Source organism: Dehalococcoidales bacterium, from assembly GCA_028716225.1.
In the GTDB taxonomy this organism is placed as follows: Bacteria; Chloroflexota; Dehalococcoidia; order Dehalococcoidales; family UBA5760; genus UBA5760.
On the sequence record JAQUQE010000007.1, the window covers coordinates 49,016 to 70,161 of the forward strand.

Consider the following 21,146-nt stretch of genomic DNA (forward strand, 5'->3'; position numbering starts at 1 on the left):
TTGCTCCGGTGATTTGGCTCCGGGTTAGCTCCCTGCCTGATTCTGCTCTTTATCTGCTCGCTTCTCCTTGATACGGGCCGCTTTGCCGCTGCGTCCCCGCAGGTAATAAAGCTTGGCCCGGCGTACCTTTCCGTGTTGTACCACTGCTACCTTATCAACAAGAGGCGACTGAAACAGGAAGGTACGCTCGACGCCGATGCCATGGCTGACACGCCTTACCGTGAAGCTTCCGCCATCGGTGCTCCGCCGAATCTTAATTACTACGCCCTGGAATAACTGGATGCGTTCCTTATCCCCTTCGATGACTTTCGTGCTGACCTTTACCGTATCGCCCGGGGTGAGAGTTGGAATATTGGGATTTGCTTTCACATCGATTAGTTCAGTAATGTTCATTTCTTAAGACCTCTCGTGATTTTTAGTTTTTCCTTCCTTAATTATATCTTCTTCTTCGGTGACTAGGATTCCTTCATCTTTTCTACAAGGGCTCTCTCATCTGCCCTCAGGTCGGCTTTATCCAGCAGGTCCGGCCGGCGTTCCAGAGTGCGTAGAATAGCCTGTTGACGTCGCCAACGGGCTATCTGGCCGTGGTTTCCCGATATCAGGACCTGAGGTACCGGCCAGACCCGGTATATTTCGGGTCGGGTATATTGCGGGTATTCCAGCAGTCCGGTAGAGTGTGAGTCGTCCCGGGCCGAGTCTTCCGAACCGAGTACTCCTGGTAACAGCCTGACTACGGTGTCTGTCAATACCATTGCTGCCAGTTCGCCGCCGCTGAGCACGTAATCACCGATGCTGATCTCATCGGTGACCAGGTGTTCCCGTATCCGTTCATCAATTCCCTCATAGTGCCCGCAGATGAGAATCAGATGACTGTGCCCCGATAGCTCTTCCGCGATTTTCTGGCGGAAAAGGCGTCCCTGCGGCGTAAGCAGGATAACCGGTAGCTCCTCCCTGCCGTCTGAATCAGGGTATACCTCTGATTTGATTGACTCTACTGCTTCAAAAACGGGTTCGGCCTTAATTACCATGCCGGTTCCTCCCCCATAGGCATAATCATCAACGGTGCGGTGTTTGTCGTGAGTATAGTCCCGGATGTTGTGGATATTTACCGTGACCAGTTCTCTGTCAACCGCCCGCTGGAAGATACTCTCGCTAAAGGGTCCCTGGAACATCCGGGGAAACAGGGTTAAGATATCAATTCGCACTTGCTTAAGCCTCGCTGTCTGGAGCTTTGTGCTCAGTTACCTCACCCTTGATAATCTCTATGGCGTGAGGAATAACTGGTATTATTACCCCGAGGCATTCCCTGACTGCTTTGGGGCTGCCGGGTAGGTTGATAATAAGGCATCTTCCTCTAACGCCGGCCGCAGCTCTGCTTAATATAGCCGATGGTGTTACCTTAAATGTTTCGGCTCTCATTGCTTCGGTGATGCCGGGTACAACCTTGTCCACTACGGAGAGGGTTGCTTCCGGGGTGACATCACGCTGGGCCAGTCCGGTGCCACCGGTAGTCAGGATAACGTCTACGCTGCCTTCATCCGCCCACTCGATAAGTTTTGCGGCAATCAACTCCGTCTCATCGGGGACAATCTCATACTTGGCGAATTTATAGCCCTGTGACGACAGACTGTCCTTGATTACCTGGCTGCTCTTATCCTGACGCTGGCCACGCCAGCCTTTATCACTAACGGTAATAATTCCTGTATTGAGCATAACACTATTCCGGAGCATTTCATTTTACCATATCCAGGTCGGATAACAAAAATCAACCTTTTTGTGAAATTTAACAAACGGGGTATTGACAAGAATAAATTCCTGTGTTATATAATGGTAAATTGTGGTAGAGAATGGTGGATTAGGGGAGAAATGTTTTTCGGAGAGTTTGAGTATCGGATCGATGAGAAGGGTAGGATACCTATCCCGCCCAAGTTCCGTAGAGAGCTGAGAGAGGGACTGGTACTGACACCGGGCTTAGAGAAATGCGTCGTTGCCTACCCTGCATCGGAATGGAAAAAACTGGCCGACACTCTTACTACCGGTTCAATCACCCCCAGTAAATTAAGGAAGCTGAATCGCGCTATTTTCGCCACTGCCTTCAGCACTAATATTGACGGGCAGGGCAGGATAGCTTTACCCCACCCGCTGCGGGAACACGCTGCTATTAACGATGAGGCAGTTATCACCGGGGCCAACAACTATTTTGAGTTGTGGAATAAAGAGCGGTGGGAAGAAGAGAAGGCTATCAGTCAGGAGCAGGCCTGGCAGATTATAGAAAGTCTGGAGAAACGCTGTTGAATTTGAATATGTCGGCAACTACCCATACTCCGGTCCTGCTTGATGAGGTCGTCAGTGCACTGGCGGTTCAGCCCGGGGGGCGTTATGTGGATTGTACTCTGGGAGGTGGGGGGCACGCCGCTGCTATCCTGGAACGCAGTGCACCCGGTGGACAGCTTTTGGGTATCGATGCTGACCCCGCAGCGATCAAGGTGGCTGGCGGCAAACTCGCGGCACATCGTGATTCAATCCTCTTGGTTAATGCTAACTTCGTAAAATTACAGGCTATCTGTCTTGAGTATGATTTCCAGCCGGTGCACGGCATCCTGTTTGACCTCGGGGTTTCTTCACTTCAGCTTGATGGTGCGGACCGTGGTTTCAGTTTCCAGCATGAAGCGCCTCTGGATATGCGCTTCAGTCCCGATCAAGAGGTTACCGTCGATGACATCGTTAACCGGTACTCCGAGGCTGAAATTGCCCGTATCATCAGGACCTATGGCGAGGAAGGTTACAGTCATCGCATAGCCCGTCATATTGTTAAGGAGCGTCCTGTAAAGACTACCTTAGAGCTTGCCCGGATGATAGAGCAGGCTGTCGGCGGCCGAAAGGGCAGAATTCACCCGGCTACCAAGACCTTTCAGGCACTACGTATAGCGGTTAACCATGAGCTCGAGAATCTTGAGTCGGCACTAAGACAGGCGGTTGACCTTCTTGGCTATGGCGGCCGGTTGGTGGTCATCAGCTATCACTCTCTTGAAGACCGTATTGTTAAACAGTTTATGCAGAGGGAGGCAAGAGGCTGTGTTTGCCCGCCTGGTATACCTGCCTGTGTTTGCGGACATACTGCCCGCCTGAGGGTATTGAATAAGAAGATCATTACTCCTTCTCTTCAGGAAGTTCAGCTTAATCCGCGTAGCCGCAGCGCCAGGTTGAGATCTGCTGAGTGTATTACGGTTGGTGGTGAATACCGTGAGGTCGCGGAAAGGTTATGCTGGCTGGTCGGGGATAATGCTAACGGATGGAGGAGGCCGGCGTTACTGGCAAAGCTAAGAATGACATATCTGGCATCTTAGGTCGCATATGATACTCTACCGCCACGCTAAGGGGGACGGAAAATGTGAAAATGATAATAAATAGCAGCAATAAAAAAGCGAAAAAGGGGGGTGACAGATGAAAAAGCAGGCTACATTAACCTCGATCGATGTTGGTACTACTAAGGTATGCACCATTATCTCTGAAGTTGACCCAGGGGGTGGTATCCGGGTTGTCGGAGTGGGTATTACTCCATCTAAGGGGTTGCATAAGGGATTGGTAGTTAACATCAATGAGGCCAGAGAGTCGATTCGTGAGTCGGTGAGAAAAGCGGAACAGTCCAGCGGTTACAAGGTTGAATCAGCCTATATCGGAGTAACGGGACGTCATGTTACTTCGGTGAATAATCGGGGAGTGGTGGCGATTACCCGTAACGATCGCCTGGTGCGCCGGGATGATCTGAAAAGGGTGCTTGCGCAGTCTCAGAATATTAAGGTACCCAGTGAGAGAAGGCTGCTCCACGTTATTCCCCGGGGTTACGCCGTTGACGGACAGGTAGGTATTAAAAACCCGGTGGGTATGCATGGCTTCCGGCTGGATGTGGAAACCCATATTATTACTGCTGCCGTAACCTCCGTTCAGAATCTGGTGAAGTGTATTCGTGGTATTGGTATAGAAATCGATGACCTGATTCTTGAGCCATTAGCCAGTAGCGAAGCTATCCTGACCGAGGATGAAAAACAGGTGGGCGTCATACTGGCTGATATCGGCGGCGGAACCACTGATATCGCTGTCTTCAAGGATGGTAGTATTTGGCATACTGCTATCCTGCCGGTGGCGGGTTATCAGCTTACCAGAGATGTTGCTATTGGCCTGGGGTTGCCGTTTGATGTGGCTGAGGAAATGAAGAAGCGCTATGGTAGTGTTATGCCGGTATATGAAGCTCAGTCCGAGACTACCAGTGCCATATCGGCTGATGGACACGGGGTTTCTTATCAGGACCTCTGCGATATCGTCAGAGCCCGGGTTGAAGAAATCATGCGGCTTATCCTGCTCGAGATGCCGCGCTCGGATTATGAGTCGCTGGTTCCTGCCGGACTGGTCCTTACCGGTGGCAGTTCCAATCTTTCCGGCATCGAAGTGCTGGGGCGCGATATACTACGACTCCCGGTAAGGGTTGGCGTACCTATGGGTATGACCGGTATTACCGATGTCCTGCGTGATCCGGCTCATGCTACCAGCGTTGGCTTGTTGCTCTGGGGAGCGAAGCACGAAGGCAGGCAGATATGGAAAGCACAGGGTCCCTTCCGGCGGTTTGTCTCCCGAATAAGAAGCCTGTTCCGTTAAATAGACGACAAAGAAAATTAATGGTATTGAAAGGAGGAGGAGATGGCAAAGACAAGTTTTGTGGCTAACCCGGCTAAGATTAAGGTTATTGGCTTGGGCGGTGGCGGCTGTAATGCTATAACCCGTATGGTACAGGAGGAAATCCGGGGCGTAGAGTTCGTTGTTATGAATACCGATGCTCAAGCCCTGGCTATTGCCGAGGCTCCGCTGCGCGTTCAGCTTGGCGAGAAAGCTACCAAAGGGTTAGGCGTTGGTGGCGACCACAACTTCGGAACAAAGGCGGCTGAGGAGAACCGCGATGAAATCAAGGAGATTGTCTCCGGTGCGGATATGGTTTTTATCACCTGCGGAATGGGGGGTGGTACCGGTACTGGTGCGGCTCCTGTCGTCGCTGAGATAGCCAAGCAAAGCGGTGCTCTTACCATTGCTGTGGTTACCAAACCGTTTGCTTTTGAGGGCAATCGTCGCTGCCAAGTGGCTGATGAAGGCATCACCAATCTACTGGACAAGGTCGATACCCTGATTATTATTCCCAATGATCGCTTGCTCAGTCTCTGTGACCAGAAGACGGGGGTGGATAATGCCTTCAAACTGGCTGATGATGTCTTAAGGCATGGTGTTCAGGCGATATCCGAGGTCATCACTGTCCCAGGGATGATTAACCTCGACTTTGCCGATGTCAAGGCGATAATGAAGAACGCCGGTCCTGCCTGGATGTCCATCGGTGTTGCTTCCGGCAAGAACCGGGCGGTAGAAGCAGCCAGAGAGGCTCTGTGCAGTCCGCTGCTGGATGTTTCTGTTACCGGATCAAAGGGAGTCCTGTTTAATGTTGTCGGCGGCAATAGTCTCACCCTGTTTGAGGTTAATGAGGCGGCGGCGGCAATTAAAGAGGCGGTAGACCCTGAGGCTAACATTATTTTCGGTGTGGCTCATGATCCTAGTATGAATGACGAGGTCAGGATTACCCTGATTGCTACCGGGTTTGCTTCCAAGACAGGGATGACTAAAGGTCAGGAGGATGATGAGATTACGCAGCTGCTCAAGGGTTTAAAGAGCGAGGAAGAGATGGACGTACCCTCATTCCTGCGCCGTCCCCTGTTCAGTCATCGGCGTCAGGCGGTAACTCCATCCCAGAAGATTGCCAGCGGCCCTTCCTATACTCCGCTCAGGGAAGCCTCCCGGTAAAGTCAGTAACTGAATAAACGTGGAGTTTCTTGAGGAAAGCCTCGAGATCAGTGTAAGGCTGTGGGCGTTATGCCCGCAGCCTTCTTGATTTCCCGGGTCTTTGCCTAGGGAGGGCGTCGCCCCTTGATTGACAACCGGTATTAAGTGGATCTTATCTCTTCGCGCATAAACTTGTAGTACGAGATGGCGAAGAGCATCGTGGGTATGGCGATGAAGGTTACTATGTGGGGCCATATGGTAAGTATACTCTGCCCCAGCGGCAGGGTACTGGAGATAAGGCCGCCCCCGGATGACTGTTGCAGTAGTTGCAGTAGTTCGGATGCCGTCCTCTCTCCCGGAGCAAGGATTACGGTAGTCGCTTCTTGGAATAGAAAAATAGGTGAGGCACGCGAAGCTGTGATTTGAATTTCGATGTTCCGGAATATCTCCTGTGTTGTTGACGTATCGCCGATCGGTGCCATTGTGTTGGCAATGAAGGTGGATATCATGGCCATGAAGATGAGAAAGAATATCCAGACGGCAATCGTGGCCAGCGCTGAGGTGGCCACCCGCTGCAGGAAGGTGGAAAATAGCATGGCCAGCCCCAGCCAGAACGCTCCGTACAGTGTACCCATTACGATGAATAGAAACAACCGGAAGACTTCTTCCGAGCTTGGGGGTACTCCGATCATGCTTAGTCCCAGCCCGGATATAAGCAGTATAATGCTCGTCAGCATTATGGCGATGGTGGTTATGCCGGCGAAGAATTTGCCGTTAAAGACGGTGTCCCTGTAGATGGGCTGCGAGAGGAGCCGGCTCAGGGTGCCGCTGTTCTTTTCACTGTTGATGGCGTCAAAACCGAAGGCTATGCCTATTACCGGTACCAGGAATGCCGAGACGAAGTAGAGGAAGGATAGAGAACTCTGTCCGGAGGTGGTAAAAAGCTTGAGAAAGACGAACTGGGTAGCGCCGAATTGACTGGTGGAGGTCAAATCGGCGCGGATATTTTGCAGTGCCCCCGCCGGTCCGTAAATAGCGAATACCGCTGTCAGCAACACCACACCGAAAAGTATGATGCCTCTCCAGCTGATGAAATAGTCAGCCAGTTCTTTATTAAATACCGTCAGTAGTCCTCGCATACTAGGCCTCTTTAAAGTATTTCAGGTAAATGTCCTCTAGAGCATAGCTCTGTATTTTCATCTCTACCAGCAGGCCGTTCGCCTCGACAATCGCCTTGGCTATCTGTGGTCTCAGGTCCTTCGAGCAGCCTGCCAGCAGCCTGTCCTCCATCCTGTCCACGCTGAGAACGCCTTTGACCCGCTTGATAGCATCGATGATGCCTTGAGTTATTTCAGTAAGTTGAAGCTCAATCTTGAACTGGCTGCCGCCGAGGCTATCCTTACCCAGCTGGTTGGGTGAGCCCTTGACCAGCAGTCGTCCTCGCACCATTATCCCGATCTGGTTGCAGATTCTCTGCACCTGATGCAGTTGATGGGATGACATGATAACGGACATCTTTCTCTCTTTGGCTATCTTGGCGATCAGGTCGAGTAGCTGGTTAATGCCCTCGGGATCAATGCCTGAGGTGGGCTCATCCAGAATGGCAACCCGGGGATTTTTTATCAATATGTCGGCAAAGGCAAGCCGCTGCTTCATTCCTTTGGAGAACTCTCCTACCGGCTGCTCGGCCTTGTCGGCGAGGCCGACGATGTCCAGTGTCTCGGCGACCCTTTTTTTGACAACTTCTTCGGGGAGATTATTCAACCTGGCTATGTAGGCGAGATTATAGGATGCGGTCAGGCTTTCGTAAAAGCCGACCTTTTCCGGGACATAGCCGGCGATACTCTTGACTTTCAATGGCTCCCGTGTAGAGTCATAGCCGGCGACATGCACTGAACCGGAGGTGGGTTCGGTAAGCCCGAGCAACATCAATATCGTTGTCGTCTTGCCGGCACCGTTAGGACCGAGGAAACCAAAAAGATCTCCCTCCTCTATATGAAGGTTCAGATTATCGACCGCGGTAGTGTCGTCGTAGACCTTGGTCAGGTTCTTTGTCTCTACCATCAGCTTGTTGGCCAATTTGCTCACCGTTTGCCTAATCTTCTGAACCAGATTATCAAGCCGGCGATAACTCCGGCCGCGATGCCGATGCCGATGCCTCCCCAGGCAGTGGATGCCGGTACGGCTACCCTGATTTCCAGATTACCGTCAGCCTTCTCACTGGCGGCTTTCAAAATAACGGGATAGTCGCCGGCTTCCGTACCCTTGGGGGGTTTTATCGCAACATCTATCTCCTGGGCAAGACCCGATTCCAGATTATCCAGGCTGCTCGGAGTAAAGGTAACCTCCCATCCCTCCGGTTTTTCTGATGATAGGGTAATATTATCCAGTTCTCCGGTCGCCGAGTTGGTTATCAGGATTGACATATGGTTGTCTTCACCGGCGCTCGCCTGGATCCCGGTCTGTTGGGTGGGGATGGACATACTCAGCGCGTACCTGAGGGGTGATTCGACTACTATTGCCTTAAGGTCAATGCTGTCCTTTAGGTCGTCCGAAGCTACCTCAAAGGTGAAGTCGTACTCACCCGGTTCGGGTAGAGTATCTATCGGCCAGACTTGAACGATGAGCTGTTCAGTCATGTTCAGTGGTTCCGGGTCGAAGGCCGATATCGCGCTCTCCGGGGTGGTTGACTTTGGTGTACCGTTCCATCCCGGCGGCATGGTGAGATTAAGGTCGAAAGTCCTGCGTTCCTTAATCCGGTAATCAACGGTAATCTCAAAATTATAGCTGGTGCCGGCCGTGTTTTCCAGGACGGGGTATTGGGCGGAGAGTTCTATGCGTTCCTGGGGGGTGGTCTGCTCCTCGGCAGGTTGCTCCTCGTTTGGCGGTAGCGTGTAGGAGTTACTGGCGTTTTCCTGGGCGGCGAGGGCGACATGGCTTCCCAATAAGCCACCGAGCACTGTACAGAGTGAAGCTAGGCAAAGAAGATAGCGAACTCTCCTAAATCTAATCATGGCTTATCCCCTCAACAGAGTTATTAGCTTTCCCGTGGACCTACTGATATCTCCCGGGAAGAATGGGCATTCTTTCTGGCAATTGCGTCTATATCGAATTGCCGTGAAATTTGTTAGATTATAGCCTGTCCAAGGAAATAAATCAAATCTGCCTGTGTGGGGCTATGGGATGGTTCCCCAAAGTTATTGGTACCTACTAGCCAATTGGGTCTTGTAGCTATTATACTTTGAACGGGAGTTTCATGACCGGTGACCACCGTGGATATGGTCCATGTTCTTTGTAGTATCTACCCATCGGCAGTATTAGTACGAACGGGGAGAAAAGTATGCTTCAGCTGGCGATTATTGCCGCCTATTTCGTGGTTGTGATTGTTATCGGAGTATTGAGCCGGGATAGGGCGAAAGAAGTGGATGATTTCCTGGTTGCCGGTAGAAGGGGGTCTCCTCTGCTCATTACCGGCTCTCTGCTGGCCACCATTGTGGGCGGCTCGGCAACTATCGGCATGGCCGGGTTGGGTTTTGCCCGGGGTCTAACCGGGGCCTGGTGGTTGCTGGTAGGCAGCATCGGGCTGGTGGTCTCCGGGATTTTCTTCGCCGGGAAGGTGAGGGGGTTCGGGCTGTATACTCTTCCCGAGATGGTTGAGAAGCAGTATGACAGCCGGGTTGGCCTGGCTGCCTCGTTTCTTATTGTCATTGCTTGGGTAGGTGTTCTCGCCGCTCAGATTATAGCTTCAGGTAAGATACTGGGTATCCTGGGAGTGGCTGCTCCTGCCCTGTGGATGGTAATCTTTACGGTTGCCTTTGTCGTTTATGCTGTTCTGGGCGGTCAGCAGGCTATCATCCGGACCGATGTCGTACAGATAGGGATAGTGCTGGCCGGGATATTCACCTGCCTGGCGCTGGTACTGTCGCGGCTGGGGGGTTGGACCGGGTTGGTCAGCTCCCTGCCCCCGGAGCGCTTCGCCTTCCCCGTCAGCTCCCAGTTCGGTGGTGGTGACCTCGCCTCATTCCTTCTGCTGGTGGGATTAACCTATCTTGTCGGGCCTGATATCTATTCCAGGCTGTTCTGTGCCCGGGATACCGGTACAGCCAGGGTATCGGTATTCTGGACTGCTTTGATTATCGTCCCGGTCGCTTTCGCAATTACGGTAATTGGCATGGGGGCTTCGGCTCTGTTTCCCCAGATTGCTTCCCCGGAACAGGCTTTTCCTGCGGTAGTAACCGGGGTATTACCGCCATTTGCCGGCGGAATCGTGCTGGCCGCCCTGCTCGGTGCGGTGATGTCTTCGGCTGATACCATCCTCTTCAGTGCCAGTACCATACTGTCTGTGGATATAATCGGTCATTTCCGACCGCTCACCCGGGAAAAGACCCTTTTCTACTCTCGCTGGATGATTGTAATACTGGGGGTGGTCGCCTTACTGCTGGCCCTGGTTCTAAGAGGGGTGATAAGTGCTCTCCTTTTTGCCTATACGGTGTATACCGCCGGGCTGATTGTGCCGGTAATCGCCGGCTTCTACCGGGAAAAATTGAAAGTAACTCCCCGGGGAGCGCTGGCGGCGATTATAGGCGGCGGGTCGGCGGCGCTTGTCAGTGGAATACTTGACATAAAGTATATGGATCTGGGCAGCCTGGCAATCAGCGTCGCGTTGCTTTTTCTCGTCAGTTATTTCGATAATCGGAGTATAGCGGCTTGACGGCCGATATGCCATCTAGTAGAATTTCTTTTAGTGGGCGGTTAGCTCAGCTGGTCAGAGCGCTGCGTTGACATCGCAGAGGTCACTGGTTCAAGTCCAGTATCGCCCACCATCGTGTACAATAGGGGGAACCGCAGCTACGTTCTCTGATGTCATGCCTCTTGAAAGTGGCATGGTATAGTCTATAGTTACCTGATCACCAGTGACCCTTACTTCTTTCACGAAGCTCCGAACAAAAGATTTCCTCTCAGTGATGGAGCTTTCTCCAAGCAGGTTTTGCAGATCCTCAACGTAAGCCCTGACAGTCTCAGAGTCAGCAAGCTCTACTCGTCTATCGGCTAGGAGTATTTCCAGTTCCCACCGGGTTGACTGCAGTTGCTCCTGGCGCTGTCGCAATGCCTGAATACGAGGAGAGAGATCCTGGAGGCTTAGCGTAGTACTAGTCTCAAGAGTATCGTAGAGTTTGTCAAGACGCCGGCTTACGGTATCGTATTCATATATTACAGACATAAGCCGACTACGGTATTCACCAGCCGCAGAATCCATCTCCTCGTTGACAAGCCGGGCAAGTTCCCTCAGGTTTTCGTAGGTCAAGATATGTTCCTTGATCCTGGTGATTACCAGTTGTTCGAACTTATCTCTGTTAAGATAGTTTGCCTGACATGCCCCAGATCCCTTTTTGTTTATGGTACCGCAGACATAGTAGTGGAATTGTCCTCCCTTAGCATCCTGTCCCACTAGAGCCTTACCACAGTGACCGCATTTAGCCAGGCCACTGAGCAGGTAGCTGCTGGTAACCCGCTTGGGATGTACCCTGGCAAACGCCCTATCCTGAAGGAGAGCGTTGGCCTGCTGGAACGTGCCTTGATCAACAATACTTGGCCAAGCCTTTTCCACTATTATTGGGGGTAGGCTTCGGTTGCTCTGCTGACCCCAGACCAAGTTACCGAGATATGCCTCATTGGAGAGTATCTTATGTAGTGTGGTCTTACCCCAGCCTTTACTGCGGGGAGCTGCGATACCGTCTCTGTTGAGCCCCTTGGCAATCTCCACCATCCCCTTTCCGTCAATGATTTCGTGAAAGATCCGTTTTACGACCTTAGCCTGACCGGGCTCAATCTCCAGGGTGGAGCGCTCTTTCGCTCCGTCTCTTACCTTAATCTTCCGATAGCCGTAAGGAGCGTAGCTGGATACGTAAAATCCCCTTGAGGCACTCTCCCGCATCCCTCTGGTTACCTCCTCACCCAGATTAGCCGAGTAGAATTCATCAAGACTCTCAATCATGGCTTCCAGCAGCCTGCCTGTCGGCGTGTCCTCAAAAGGCTCGTTTATTGAAATAACCTGCACACCTGCCTTACGCAGCATGGCCTTGAAGAGGATGGAGTCCTCGCGATTGCGGGCAAACCGGGAATACTTCCAGACCAGGATCAGATCGAAGGGCCGATCAGAGCGCCGAGCGGAGGCAATCATTTCCCGGAAGGAAGGCCGCTGGCTTGTTCTGCCGCTTTCGGCCTCATCAACATATTCCTTAACGATGTAATGGGAATTTCTGGCAGCGTATTCACGGAGCGCCTTAAGCTGAGCCGAGATAGAAAGATCGACATCCTGTCGTTCCGAACTAACCCTGGCATACAGACAAGCTTTCATTCTATCACCTCCAGATTTTGATCCATTGTTCTAAAGAGGGCAGTACTTACAGTGCCCGGGCACCACACCTCTCATGATTATGGTGGTTAGCTCACTTCTTATCTTCTTCTTGATCTCCCGCATCTGACCAAGGAGATCCGATAACTTGTGATAGTCATCCCAGGAAGTGAAAGCATCCTCATATTCAGTAACTACTTTCTTTAGGTCCCCGGCTACCTCCCCGCTCTGCTTACCCATGTGGAAGGAACCGTACTTTACCTCGCACATACCGTCTTCGCCTTGTATAGCAGAAAAGTCATCGTAAAGGACTAAACCGGTTTCGCCTCGCCCACGGCGTTCCATATTAAAAAGAAGGGCTGCCGTTATGCCAGCGACGGCCCCGTCGAGTTGTGTGGCAGGCGCATCTTTCAGTCTGGAGTCAGCTCTTAATCCTATCTGTAATTTGGATTCCAGTGCCTTCCTTGAGCCTTTAAGACTATTATGTATACTATCCCATCTTGCCAGCAGGTTCCAGAGGGATATCCGTGGCTGGTGCTGTTTCAACGCTGTCCAGTAGGGATCCTCACGTAAGTCATTCGATACGACTATTCCTTTGTCAACAGTCTTATTGAGTTTCTGGGCAAAGTTGACTATGCCCCTGTAATGTCGTTCCAGGGTATTACGTAACACCACGGCGCGGGCTTCTTTAGCCTCCCGCTCCATCTTTGCCAGCTCGATATGCTTTCTGACAGTACGAACATCATAGCCGTCCTTTTTGGCGATCTGGGGCGGCGACTGCCCACCCTCATTACGCCTGACCCATTCCAGTCTTTTTCCCGCCTCCACTTCGGGTTTCTTGGTTTTCTTTACCATGGTATGTCCTCCTTTGAAGCATAAACTGGTATTTTAGTGATGTTCTATCATGGCTACAGTTAGTAATCATGAGCTAACGTGTGTTCTTTATCAGTATTCTTCATGTGCCTTAACTATTGACAATATGTACTATATAGCCTGTATATAATATACAGGATAATATAATCAATGTCAACTGCAAAAAGGCAACCCGACCTGAATTTGAGAGAGGATACTTTCACTGGCGATAGATCACGCATCTTAGCTAGGATCATCGCCAGAGTGTATTTAGCCAGGAACACGGCAGCCAATGCCAACAGTCAAAAAACCGGAGGGCACAGAAAGTAGCATCAGCCAACCTACACGAATCTCCCCAGGTGATGAGGAAGGAAATAGAGGCTTAGTTGGCAGCAGTAATGAAGACATACCTTGATCCGAAAGAAGTGGAGAAAATGGAGGCAGCGGCCACTAATCAGCGTGACCGGTTGCTAATCAGGTTGCTGTTCCACTTGGGCTGCCGGATCTCAGAGGCCCTTGGCATTACTGTTGATGATATCGATCTTGGGCGCGCCACTATTACCATTCAGCACCTCAAATACCGGATTGAACTCTCCTGCCCCATCTGTGATACCAGGATTGGTATGCGCCACACCTTCTGCCCACGGTGTGGCGTCCGCGTTGAGGAAGCAGTGAGAAAGGCCACTGAGCATCGGCGGGTCAGGACCCTGCCAATCGATGAGCATACTTTACAGTTGATCAGTGAATACCTTGCTGCCGGGGGGCCGGTCATCAAAAACGGCAGGTGGATACTCTTTGGGATCAATAGGCACCGCGGTTGGCAAGTTGTGCATAAATGCGCAGAGAGCGCGGGACTATCTCCTTTATTAAACCCGGATTCCGGCAGGACGCGTGGCGTTAGCCCGCATCGACTACGAGACGCGTTCGCTACCCACGCCGTCAAAATGGATGACTCAGGCGACGGGCTGCGGCTTCTTCAGGAACACCTTGGGCATCAGAGCATTGCAACTACCATGAGGTATCGTAAAGTCTCCGGCGAAGAGCACAGGAAGTGGTGTCGACGACTATGGGAGCAAAAGGAATCATGACTACACCAGTGAGACCCAAGCGAGGGGGATTTCTGAGGCCATTCGGGTGCGGCTGGTTCATCAGGGAATTCCTCTTGGGCAACCAACCCTATGGGGCTCCTGCTATCGATCCTCTTATTGGCGCTCCCCAAGCTGATATCTTCTATCACTATAAGACAGCCATCATCCGGGTCACTGCCGCCGATAGAGCCACGCGCCAGGAAGAAAAACAGGCACGGCGTGAGAAACGCTCCATCAACCCGGACAACATCGAGCTGTTGATTAGTAAATACCTTGCCCGGATTCCCTACAAGGGCCACGGATGCCGCTACCATAGCTTCGTAAGCTACTTTTCGACGCTGCGGCGGCTGGGTTGGGTGGAGCCATCGGGTAAAGAAGAGACATCAGCTTTTCAGGATAATTATCCCTCTGGTCAACCGAGGAGGTATTACCGTCTAACTCCGGCCGGCCAATCAGCCAGTGACACGGCTTGGGCAAACCCGCATCTTACCCTCTACGGTAGAGGCCATTATTCAGTCAAATGGAAGGGGGCATTTTATGGTCAATAAAGGCGGTCAATAAGGTCAAATACCGGTCGAGTGGTCAATTGAAATCATGACACTCATACTCTTGGTATTTTAAGTAGCACGACTAAGGAGAAAGAGTAAAGAGATGAAAAGTGTTAGCAGGGTAAAAAGAATGGAAGTAGCCAGCGAGTATCTGCTTGGTAAGAGCTACCGGGAAGTCGAGGGAGAGACCGGCGTGTCCCACGGCAGCATTGTCAACATCGTCAGGGAGCTTGAAGAAGGCCAGCTTAACATTGAAGGTATCAGCTCAGAGCAGGTGGAAGACCTCCGCAGGCTAGGTGCGGAACTGAAATCCAGCGGGCTCAAACCGTCACAGGCTATCCACGGTATCAGGTTCTATAGAAGACTGACAGAAATGGGAATAACTCCGGAAGACCTTGACTGCTGGTCTAATCTAGCCGGTGAAATACGTGGCACTGATTTCCAACCAAGAGATTTTGTTGCGACAGTAAAAAGACTTACTGATCTTGAGAAGAGCCAGGGGAAGACATTCGAGGAAATGTTTGACGAGTATCAAAGATGCCAAAGGGAAGCAGAAAAGCTCAGGGAAGAAGTCGGCTTTCTGACAGAGAGTAAGACAGCGCTATCCGAGGCGACGGAACAGATCCACAAAGAGTCGGAGGAGCTTATAAAGCAGAAGGATGCCCTGGCCAATCAGGTTGAAGAACAAAGCCGTAAACTAGCGGATGTGAGCTCAACCTTAGCCGAAGTCGCTAAGGAGAAAACCACTCTGCTTAAAGCAATTGATCGGCTGCAGAGATATCAACGGAAGATCTCCTCGGAGATCGGGGGAAGGGAGGAGGTGCTGAAGGACCTTAAAGAGACCGGTTTTGCTCAAGAGGACTTACTCAGGCTCAGGGATTTCCTGAAAAGAGTCCGTCACGGCGGTAGTGAGGGTCTTAATGAGGTCACCGAGGCATTCTTCTCGGCCCTGGCTTCATACAAGGAAATCATCGGTCTTACAAAGCAGCAGGAGCGGTTACTGCAAAAGATCAAGGAGCTTAGCAAGCAGAAGGATATGCTGGCCGGTTCAATAGACCAGCTGGAGGATAGGAAGGCTAGGCTACTCGGGGAAATTGACGAGAGCGTGGTTACTACTATACGAAAGATCGAGCAATCCGGTGAGGAAGCCGCCCTGCGACTGAGTCAGCAGGTAGAGGCACTGAGGAAGCCGCTAGAAGTTTTGCTTACTGACGTACTGGCTGCCGGCGAAGCGGTGGGGATGATGAATGACATTGTCAAAAAGGGTGAACTAAGCCAGAAGCAGTTTCGTAACTTTATTTCCGAAGTACAAGCGAGGATGAGAGGTAATACGGGTTGAACAATGGTTGGGAAGACACTGTTAAAAAAGTAAGCGGGGAACTATGCTACAACAGGACCAAGGCACTGAATACTGCTGGCGATTTTGACCTGTTATGCAGGCTGATGGAGGCCTTAAAGATCGATATCATATCGACTGGCCTTGAACGGCAGAGAAAATCCATGGCACGTAATAGAGGCATTACTTTAATAGATAGCAATAACCCGATCATCCAGACAAGCATGGCGATAGTAGGGATTGGTAGTGCTATTTGGGGAGGGTTTATTGGTAAGGATGTAGATTCCGCCTTTAACGCGGGAACAGCAGGTGTAGATGGGCTAATTCAGGGGCTTGGGGAAACCAAATGGTATGTATCTTTGACAAATAACTTAGTAATAGCTCCTCAGGATGCGATTAATCAGAACGGGATATGGGTGAGCTTGGAGCGCATCAATGCAGTTCTGGAGCAGCTAAAAAAGCGGGCCATAGCCGGAGAACAGTTGGGGGGCTTCAGTAATATCATAAACAGGCTGAAGCAGTCATTCAATAGGAAAGTAATGAAGCTATTACCACGTTGTGTAACTGAATAACGATAAGAAAAATGACCGATGAAATATTGCCCCGTTCGCGCCTGAGAACGCGTTCCCGAATAATGGCGAATAGGCGTAAGCAAAAATTGGTTGACACTGGATTTATAATTGTATGAGAGTAGTCTATAGGTGGACAGGACGAATAAATCAAGAGAGGTCGAGATTAATAAATGAAGGATAATAGTATTGCTATCTGGCAAAGTATCGCTGATGAAATGATCAATAATGACCTCGAAGAAGAGGCACTATACTACTTCAACAAAATACTGGAAATAGACCCTGTCAATCATGAGGCCGTAGAAAATAAGGCTTATGCCCTGCATATACTGGGGAAAGGTGAAGAAGCGATAGAATACGTTGATCAATATCTGGAACATAATCCTTTTGACGTTCATGTCTGGATTCTGAAGGGTGATTTATTAAGTGATCACTATTATGGTGAAGAGGCGGCACTGGAGTGTTATAACCAGGCACTTGCCATAGACGCTAAGAATCAAGAGGCGTGGGTGAAAAAGGCCTATGCTCTCAAAGAAAAGGGATCGTACGCCGAAGCAGCCGACTGTTTTATGACAGCCATCGAACTGTTCCAGGAGAAGGATATTTCCGAATATCCTATTGAATATCAGGAGTGCTTTCAAGGTTATTCTTGTGAGTTATGTGAAGAATTCAATAGTTGCCTGGAGCTAATGGACGATTAGTCATAAGATGTCACCGCAGACTAACAGACTATTACACGGTCTTACGACCATTTCCTAATTTATTAACTTGAAGTAGACAAAAGTAGATATGCGTAATAAGTCACTCATTCCGAATGAGAACCATGCGAAGGAGTGATGTGTTTATCACCAAGTTATTGTCGAGGACAGAAATATAGATATCGGAGCAGAAAACCTTGTACGATGCCTACCTTAGTATTGCAACAACTGGCCTCTCCTTATCACACAATTATGTAACCGTTGTCGGTGTGTATAAAGTCAGTGGTATTAGTATGAGTCTGGTTCAACTGGCAGGTAATAGGGTGACCGTTGGTAATCTTTTTGAAGCTCTTGATGGAGTAAGTAATTTCTATACTTATAACGGTGAACGGTTTGATATACCATTCATTCTCAATTCCGTAGGTATAGACCTGAGAAATATGGCTGACCATCATGACCTTATGTATGATTGCTGGAGATGTAACCTATGTGGCGACATTAAGGCAGTGGAGCGGCAACTTGGTATCCCCCGGCAGATGAGCGGCATTAACGGGTATGATGCAGTACTATTGTGGCATAGATATCTGGAATATGGGGATCAAGAATCTCTTGCTATGTTACTCGCGTATAACCGAGAGAATGTGGTAAACCTCAGGTATTTGAGAGATAGTCTGGCAATACTACCTGGATAACAAACAGTTATTAGCGTTGGCTGGATACACATTCCGATGAAAGGTGACCGCTTGAGTTAAACCCGCTGCACTACTCAGACAAGCGAGCTATTTCTACGCCCATTGGATTACTCGGCTTGACCAAGCTTCCTGGATCCCTTCTGCAAGTCCTGGTTGCTTAGGTTCTCTAATGTTAAGCAACCGATCTAAGGTCTTTGTGTCAAACTCCCGGAGGAAGTGACATTGCTTCCGGAAATCCAGTATGGTTTTTCTGGTACCTCCATAAATAACATGATCCAATAGTCTGGCATAGGGATCTAACTGTCCCCTAGTATGCTGGCAAACCTGCGTAAAAAAGGTTTCCATCTGCTTCTCACGATGTCGCGCAAATCGTTGGGACGAAGAGCCCCCCTGACGGTGGCGGGCATGTACCAGGCCTGTACCAACCTTGCTGGAAAGCAATTTCTCGCCCTGAAAAACGCCAATACCATACGCCCCGAGCCTTACAATTACCATAGCTAGAAGAAATTCATGATGCATAAGTAAATAAAGAGGTTCAATTTCACAGGTTTTGGAAACACTTTCTTCAGCCACAGGGAATGGGGGCATCACCAGATACCGGTGATGCGGTCCCCAAAAAAGTATTCCCCCCGTCCGGGATTCCGCAATTAAGTCAGACAGATCTTCAGGCGTTGTTTCCATATCCAGTATCTTTTCCATCATACCTTCTATGCTTGCTTTTGAAGACTTTGGCGGAACGTATAAAGAACCGACCTCTATAGAGTTGGTCTTTAATTTCTCCAGTAAATGTAATAATTTTGCCTTAGTTAAATTGTACCGTCTGATAGATGACATGCTTCCTCCTGACCATTAGTTTCCCGACACGAGCATAAGTCTGGCTAGCTATGGATGCCTACAATTTTACCATGTAGTGTTTTTCATAGTGCCGCCATCTGAATGCCAGGGTTATACGGTGGTAACTACGATGGGCGGAACTATTAAGGCTAATCCGGTCAACGCGATTATACCCGAAGCTTTATGAGCAAAGCTAATGGGATAATGAATGTTTGCCTGAGTATTTGGTAAGGCGGTCTTTTCATAATTAACTATCGTAAAAGAAAGAGCCCTTCGAGAAATCGAAGGGCTCTTTTAGTCTCTAAGAGTCGGGGCTAGGAAGAGTCAGGATTTAGGATGACTTCCTGCTCCGAACAATCAGGACAATGACCACCACTATCAGGGCAATGCCGATCGCAATCACAACATACATCCAGGTCGGGGTTACCTGCTGGACCGGCGGTATGTTGACTTCCGGTGGCGGTGTTGGCTGTACCGGCTCAGCTGGTTTCGGTTCGGGCGGTATGTACTCCTCGGCAGCGATGGCAAAGGTGCCGACATCGCTCTGGCTGAGCATGGTGCCGTCCTTCCAGGCAATTACCTGTCAGTAGTAGGTGGTCACGTAGTCCGGCGTACCCGAGCGTTTGTGGTAGCGCTAACGCTGGCATTGGTCAGGGCGATGTTGTGGATGTTGCCTTCCGACGGTGAGACAGCCATGTCCATCATCTGCATAGCCGCGCTAAAAGAGGGATACTCATCGGGTAGGCATAGGTGAAGTTAGCTCCGCCGTCCCCGGAGGCAACCACAAAGGGAATCGGGTTTGAAGGTACATCGCCGAAGTAGTAGCCGAATACTGCTACCCAATCTTAGTCATCGATTTCCTCATTAAAACCGATTACGGTTTACCCGTTGTGACTTCCCGCCCCTTCCTATTAACAGCACTTGCCATGGTTGAAGAATAATGTCCGCATAATATAGGGGGCTGGTTAAGGTAACAGCCTGTGAAGGTATGGAGTTATTCTCGTAGTCCGTGTTGCCGGTAGCTTCTCTCAATACTCTCAGCTATTACCACACCCTTTTCGGACGCTAGCTTGGACAGAAATAATTCTCTCTCTTCTATCGAAAGTTGATAGCATGTAATCATACCTTTCGTTTGTATCTCTCCAGCGCTAAGCATTTTGATAAAGGTTGCACCGGCGGCGCTTGTTTCGTACATAATGACATTTGTACCTGGAAGTCTCTCAGCTACGTCATGGAGAGGGATGAATACGTGAGATTTATGCTTCACATCTACGCCTGCCCTCGCGCCTGTAACCTCAACCACAGTAACCCACGCCGAGTCAGTTATTATGCCAGTCTTGATTTGGTTTTCGTATTCATCCCACGACGGAGTAATAGGTGGGGATATCGTATCAATGACATCTAGGGGGGCTACCTTAACACCTTTAATATCTATAGGTTTATCGCTTAAAAACCCCATCTGCCTGTACATTTCGATCCCAGGACCACTCTTCCCGAACTTGCAATCTAAATGTCTTAAGCCCTTACCTATGAAATGGGGGGCTGCTTCGACAGAGGGGAGAGCTATCAGGGAGACTTTACGCAGTCCCAAATTAGGGAATGGGTATTCTTCCTCTTCACCAAAGGGGACTATCTTACATTCCCCGTCATCATACACAATGGGTGACCACAACTGTGCCGCCCTTATGCCCATATCCCACCAGACAGAGGGAGGTGTCTGCGAAATTGTCTCGTAGAAATCTCTTTGGCGTATCTCATCCACGCGGTCAAGTTTATCTGCACTATTCATAGCCAAGATTTCAGCAGTTCCGGGAGACTTCCCAACACCTGTAATGGCGGTAAGACCTGCAAACTTCCATTTATCACTTTGCTCGAATAATTCCCAACGATGCATAGGCAAAGGAGGGAAATTATTGTTGAAACAATAGCAGAAGTCAAGGTAATGGGCTTCATTCTCAAAAGCAGCATCTAGAATGTTTGAATAAACTGGCTCAAAAGCTTGGCATGTGTTTACCACTATATCTACCCCTTTTGCTGCCTCTATTACCTCATGGGGTTTGGTAGCATCAACACATATGGTAGATACCTTCTTGCTGTTCAGCCTTTCGGAAAATCGCTTCAGATTCTCCGAATTTCTGCTAGCGCAGATTACATTGGTGACCACAGGCTCTTTGGCTAGGAGTCTAGTCATAGTCATTCCTTGTGGTCCTATTCCTACAATCAGTATTTTCATTCCCTATACACCTTCACTTCGATAACTCTCCAAATTACTTTAACAATTCACCACTGATACCCACTACTCAAAAAGATGAATATGTGCTGGTGGTTCCCTTCTCAATCGATTGTTTTGTCTGTAA

21 protein-coding genes, 1 tRNA gene and 1 pseudogene are annotated in these 21,146 nt (G+C 50.0%); 12 read left to right on the forward strand and 11 right to left on the reverse strand.

The features are described 5' to 3' along the window. Positions 1–24: 24 nt before the first annotated feature. From rplS to PHI12_05900, 3 genes are all read right to left on the reverse strand, one after another. Positions 25–393: a 50S ribosomal protein L19 gene (rplS, locus tag PHI12_05890; protein MDD5510319.1), complete on the reverse strand. Its 369-nt coding sequence runs from the start codon at positions 391–393 to the stop codon at positions 25–27. 62 nt (positions 394–455) lie between these two features. Then, positions 456–1,205, reverse strand: a complete 750-nt coding sequence (gene trmD / locus PHI12_05895) for a tRNA (guanosine(37)-N1)-methyltransferase TrmD (GenBank protein MDD5510320.1) — start codon at positions 1,203–1,205, stop codon at positions 456–458. A gap of 4 nt (positions 1,206–1,209) precedes the next feature. Further along, positions 1,210–1,713 carry a MogA/MoaB family molybdenum cofactor biosynthesis protein gene (locus PHI12_05900; protein MDD5510321.1) on the reverse strand — a complete coding sequence of 168 codons (504 nt, stop codon included), beginning with the start codon at positions 1,711–1,713 and terminating at the stop codon, positions 1,210–1,212. A gap of 153 nt (positions 1,714–1,866) precedes the next feature. On the opposite strand from PHI12_05900, the gene mraZ reads away from it, so the two are divergent. From mraZ to ftsZ, 4 genes and pseudogenes are all read left to right on the forward strand, one after another. Then, positions 1,867–2,295 carry a division/cell wall cluster transcriptional repressor MraZ gene (mraZ, locus tag PHI12_05905; protein MDD5510322.1) on the forward strand — a complete coding sequence of 143 codons (429 nt, stop codon included), beginning with the start codon at positions 1,867–1,869 and terminating at the stop codon, positions 2,293–2,295. Positions 2,296–2,303: 8 nt separating this feature from the next. Continuing rightward, positions 2,304–3,224 (forward strand): annotated as a pseudogene (gene rsmH, locus PHI12_05910) (16S rRNA (cytosine(1402)-N(4))-methyltransferase RsmH). 220 nt (positions 3,225–3,444) lie between these two features. Next, complete coding sequence (gene ftsA / locus PHI12_05915; protein ID MDD5510323.1) at positions 3,445–4,653, forward strand: cell division protein FtsA; 1,209 nt, start codon at positions 3,445–3,447, stop codon at positions 4,651–4,653. A 42-nt stretch (positions 4,654–4,695) separates the two neighbouring features. Further along, entirely contained in the window at positions 4,696–5,838 is a 1,143-nt protein-coding gene (gene ftsZ, locus PHI12_05920) for a cell division protein FtsZ (protein ID MDD5510324.1), read from the forward strand. A 140-nt stretch (positions 5,839–5,978) separates the two neighbouring features. Here ftsZ and PHI12_05925 read toward each other — a convergent pair whose 3' ends face one another. Genes PHI12_05925 through PHI12_05935 form a run of 3 tightly spaced genes read right to left on the reverse strand, consistent with a single transcriptional unit; the run spans position 5,979 to position 8,831 of the window. Next, positions 5,979–6,956 carry an ABC transporter permease subunit gene (locus PHI12_05925; protein ID MDD5510325.1) on the reverse strand — a complete coding sequence of 326 codons (978 nt, stop codon included), beginning with the start codon at positions 6,954–6,956 and terminating at the stop codon, positions 5,979–5,981. A gap of 1 nt (position 6,957) precedes the next feature. Next, positions 6,958–7,896 (reverse strand): ABC transporter ATP-binding protein, encoded by a 939-nt coding sequence (locus PHI12_05930; protein ID MDD5510326.1) that lies wholly within the window; start codon positions 7,894–7,896, stop codon positions 6,958–6,960. A gap of 5 nt (positions 7,897–7,901) precedes the next feature. Then, positions 7,902–8,831, reverse strand: a complete 930-nt coding sequence (locus PHI12_05935; protein MDD5510327.1) for an NEW3 domain-containing protein — start codon at positions 8,829–8,831, stop codon at positions 7,902–7,904. A 326-nt stretch (positions 8,832–9,157) separates the two neighbouring features. Between PHI12_05935 and PHI12_05940 the strand changes: the two genes are divergently transcribed. After that, a complete protein-coding gene (locus tag PHI12_05940; GenBank protein MDD5510328.1) occupies positions 9,158–10,528 on the forward strand; it encodes a hypothetical protein in 1,371 nt (456 codons plus the stop codon). Positions 10,529–10,563: 35 nt separating this feature from the next. After that, positions 10,564–10,640: transfer RNA gene (locus tag PHI12_05945), tRNA-Val, on the forward strand. Here the strand turns inward: PHI12_05945 and PHI12_05950 are convergent. Both PHI12_05950 and PHI12_05955 read right to left on the reverse strand, forming a co-directional pair. Next, positions 10,619–12,175: a recombinase family protein gene (locus tag PHI12_05950; GenBank protein ID MDD5510329.1), complete on the reverse strand. Its 1,557-nt coding sequence runs from the start codon at positions 12,173–12,175 to the stop codon at positions 10,619–10,621. The two genes, PHI12_05945 and PHI12_05950, sit on opposite strands and share 22 nt — an antisense overlap. Before the next feature lie 30 nt (positions 12,176–12,205). Continuing rightward, positions 12,206–13,027, reverse strand: coding sequence for a hypothetical protein (locus PHI12_05955; GenBank protein ID MDD5510330.1), 822 nt, complete (start codon positions 13,025–13,027; stop codon positions 12,206–12,208). 383 nt (positions 13,028–13,410) lie between these two features. Between PHI12_05955 and PHI12_05960 the strand changes: the two genes are divergently transcribed. From PHI12_05960 to PHI12_05985, 6 genes are all read left to right on the forward strand, one after another. Beyond that, positions 13,411–14,112 carry a tyrosine-type recombinase/integrase gene (locus PHI12_05960; GenBank protein ID MDD5510331.1) on the forward strand — a complete coding sequence of 234 codons (702 nt, stop codon included), beginning with the start codon at positions 13,411–13,413 and terminating at the stop codon, positions 14,110–14,112. Beyond that, on the forward strand, positions 14,109–14,660 hold the full coding sequence (locus PHI12_05965) for a hypothetical protein (GenBank protein MDD5510332.1): 552 nt from the start codon (positions 14,109–14,111) through the stop codon (positions 14,658–14,660). The genes PHI12_05960 and PHI12_05965 overlap by 4 nt, the downstream gene beginning before the upstream one ends. A 103-nt stretch (positions 14,661–14,763) precedes the next feature. Further along, a complete protein-coding gene (locus PHI12_05970) occupies positions 14,764–15,999 on the forward strand; it encodes a hypothetical protein (protein MDD5510333.1) in 1,236 nt (411 codons plus the stop codon). Next, entirely contained in the window at positions 15,996–16,568 is a 573-nt protein-coding gene (locus tag PHI12_05975; protein ID MDD5510334.1) for a hypothetical protein, read from the forward strand. Before PHI12_05970 ends, PHI12_05975 begins: the two co-directional genes overlap by 4 nt. A 170-nt stretch (positions 16,569–16,738) precedes the next feature. Beyond that, entirely contained in the window at positions 16,739–17,266 is a 528-nt protein-coding gene (locus PHI12_05980) for a tetratricopeptide repeat protein (GenBank protein MDD5510335.1), read from the forward strand. Positions 17,267–17,460: 194 nt separating this feature from the next. Beyond that, complete coding sequence (locus PHI12_05985; GenBank protein MDD5510336.1) at positions 17,461–17,955, forward strand: ribonuclease H-like domain-containing protein; 495 nt, start codon at positions 17,461–17,463, stop codon at positions 17,953–17,955. A 93-nt stretch (positions 17,956–18,048) separates the two neighbouring features. Here the strand turns inward: PHI12_05985 and PHI12_05990 are convergent, their stop codons facing one another. From PHI12_05990 to PHI12_06000, 3 genes are all read right to left on the reverse strand, one after another. Continuing rightward, positions 18,049–18,789, reverse strand: coding sequence for a Vms1/Ankzf1 family peptidyl-tRNA hydrolase (locus PHI12_05990; protein MDD5510337.1), 741 nt, complete (start codon positions 18,787–18,789; stop codon positions 18,049–18,051). A gap of 331 nt (positions 18,790–19,120) precedes the next feature. Continuing rightward, a complete protein-coding gene (locus PHI12_05995) occupies positions 19,121–19,345 on the reverse strand; it encodes a hypothetical protein (protein MDD5510338.1) in 225 nt (74 codons plus the stop codon). Positions 19,346–19,783: 438 nt separating this feature from the next. Further along, positions 19,784–21,022 carry a saccharopine dehydrogenase NADP-binding domain-containing protein gene (locus PHI12_06000; GenBank protein MDD5510339.1) on the reverse strand — a complete coding sequence of 413 codons (1,239 nt, stop codon included), beginning with the start codon at positions 21,020–21,022 and terminating at the stop codon, positions 19,784–19,786. Between the last annotated feature and the right edge of the window lie 124 nt (positions 21,023–21,146).

What these genes read in the sequence shown, in the direction of transcription:
- PHI12_05990 (MDD5510337.1), bottom strand. Translation starts at nt 18,789, where the DNA reads ATGTCATCTATCAGACGGTACAATTTAACTAAGGCAAAATTATTACAT.
- PHI12_05980 (MDD5510335.1), top strand. Translation starts at nt 16,739, where the DNA reads ATGAAGGATAATAGTATTGCTATCTGGCAAAGTATCGCTGATGAAATG.
- rplS (MDD5510319.1), bottom strand. Translation starts at nt 393, where the DNA reads ATGAACATTACTGAACTAATCGATGTGAAAGCAAATCCCAATATTCCA.
- ftsZ (MDD5510324.1), top strand. Translation starts at nt 4,696, where the DNA reads ATGGCAAAGACAAGTTTTGTGGCTAACCCGGCTAAGATTAAGGTTATT.
- PHI12_05925 (MDD5510325.1), bottom strand. Translation starts at nt 6,956, where the DNA reads ATGCGAGGACTACTGACGGTATTTAATAAAGAACTGGCTGACTATTTC.
- PHI12_05940 (MDD5510328.1), top strand. Translation starts at nt 9,158, where the DNA reads ATGCTTCAGCTGGCGATTATTGCCGCCTATTTCGTGGTTGTGATTGTT.
- PHI12_05965 (MDD5510332.1), top strand. Translation starts at nt 14,109, where the DNA reads ATGACTACACCAGTGAGACCCAAGCGAGGGGGATTTCTGAGGCCATTC.
- ftsA (MDD5510323.1), top strand. Translation starts at nt 3,445, where the DNA reads ATGAAAAAGCAGGCTACATTAACCTCGATCGATGTTGGTACTACTAAG.
- PHI12_05900 (MDD5510321.1), bottom strand. Translation starts at nt 1,713, where the DNA reads ATGCTCAATACAGGAATTATTACCGTTAGTGATAAAGGCTGGCGTGGC.
- PHI12_05950 (MDD5510329.1), bottom strand. Translation starts at nt 12,175, where the DNA reads ATGAAAGCTTGTCTGTATGCCAGGGTTAGTTCGGAACGACAGGATGTC.
- PHI12_06000 (MDD5510339.1), bottom strand. Translation starts at nt 21,022, where the DNA reads ATGAAAATACTGATTGTAGGAATAGGACCACAAGGAATGACTATGACT.
- PHI12_05970 (MDD5510333.1), top strand. Translation starts at nt 14,764, where the DNA reads ATGAAAAGTGTTAGCAGGGTAAAAAGAATGGAAGTAGCCAGCGAGTAT.
- PHI12_05935 (MDD5510327.1), bottom strand. Translation starts at nt 8,831, where the DNA reads ATGATTAGATTTAGGAGAGTTCGCTATCTTCTTTGCCTAGCTTCACTC.
- PHI12_05955 (MDD5510330.1), bottom strand. Translation starts at nt 13,027, where the DNA reads ATGGTAAAGAAAACCAAGAAACCCGAAGTGGAGGCGGGAAAAAGACTG.
- mraZ (MDD5510322.1), top strand. Translation starts at nt 1,867, where the DNA reads ATGTTTTTCGGAGAGTTTGAGTATCGGATCGATGAGAAGGGTAGGATA.
- PHI12_05995 (MDD5510338.1), bottom strand. Translation starts at nt 19,345, where the DNA reads ATGCTCAGCCAGAGCGATGTCGGCACCTTTGCCATCGCTGCCGAGGAG.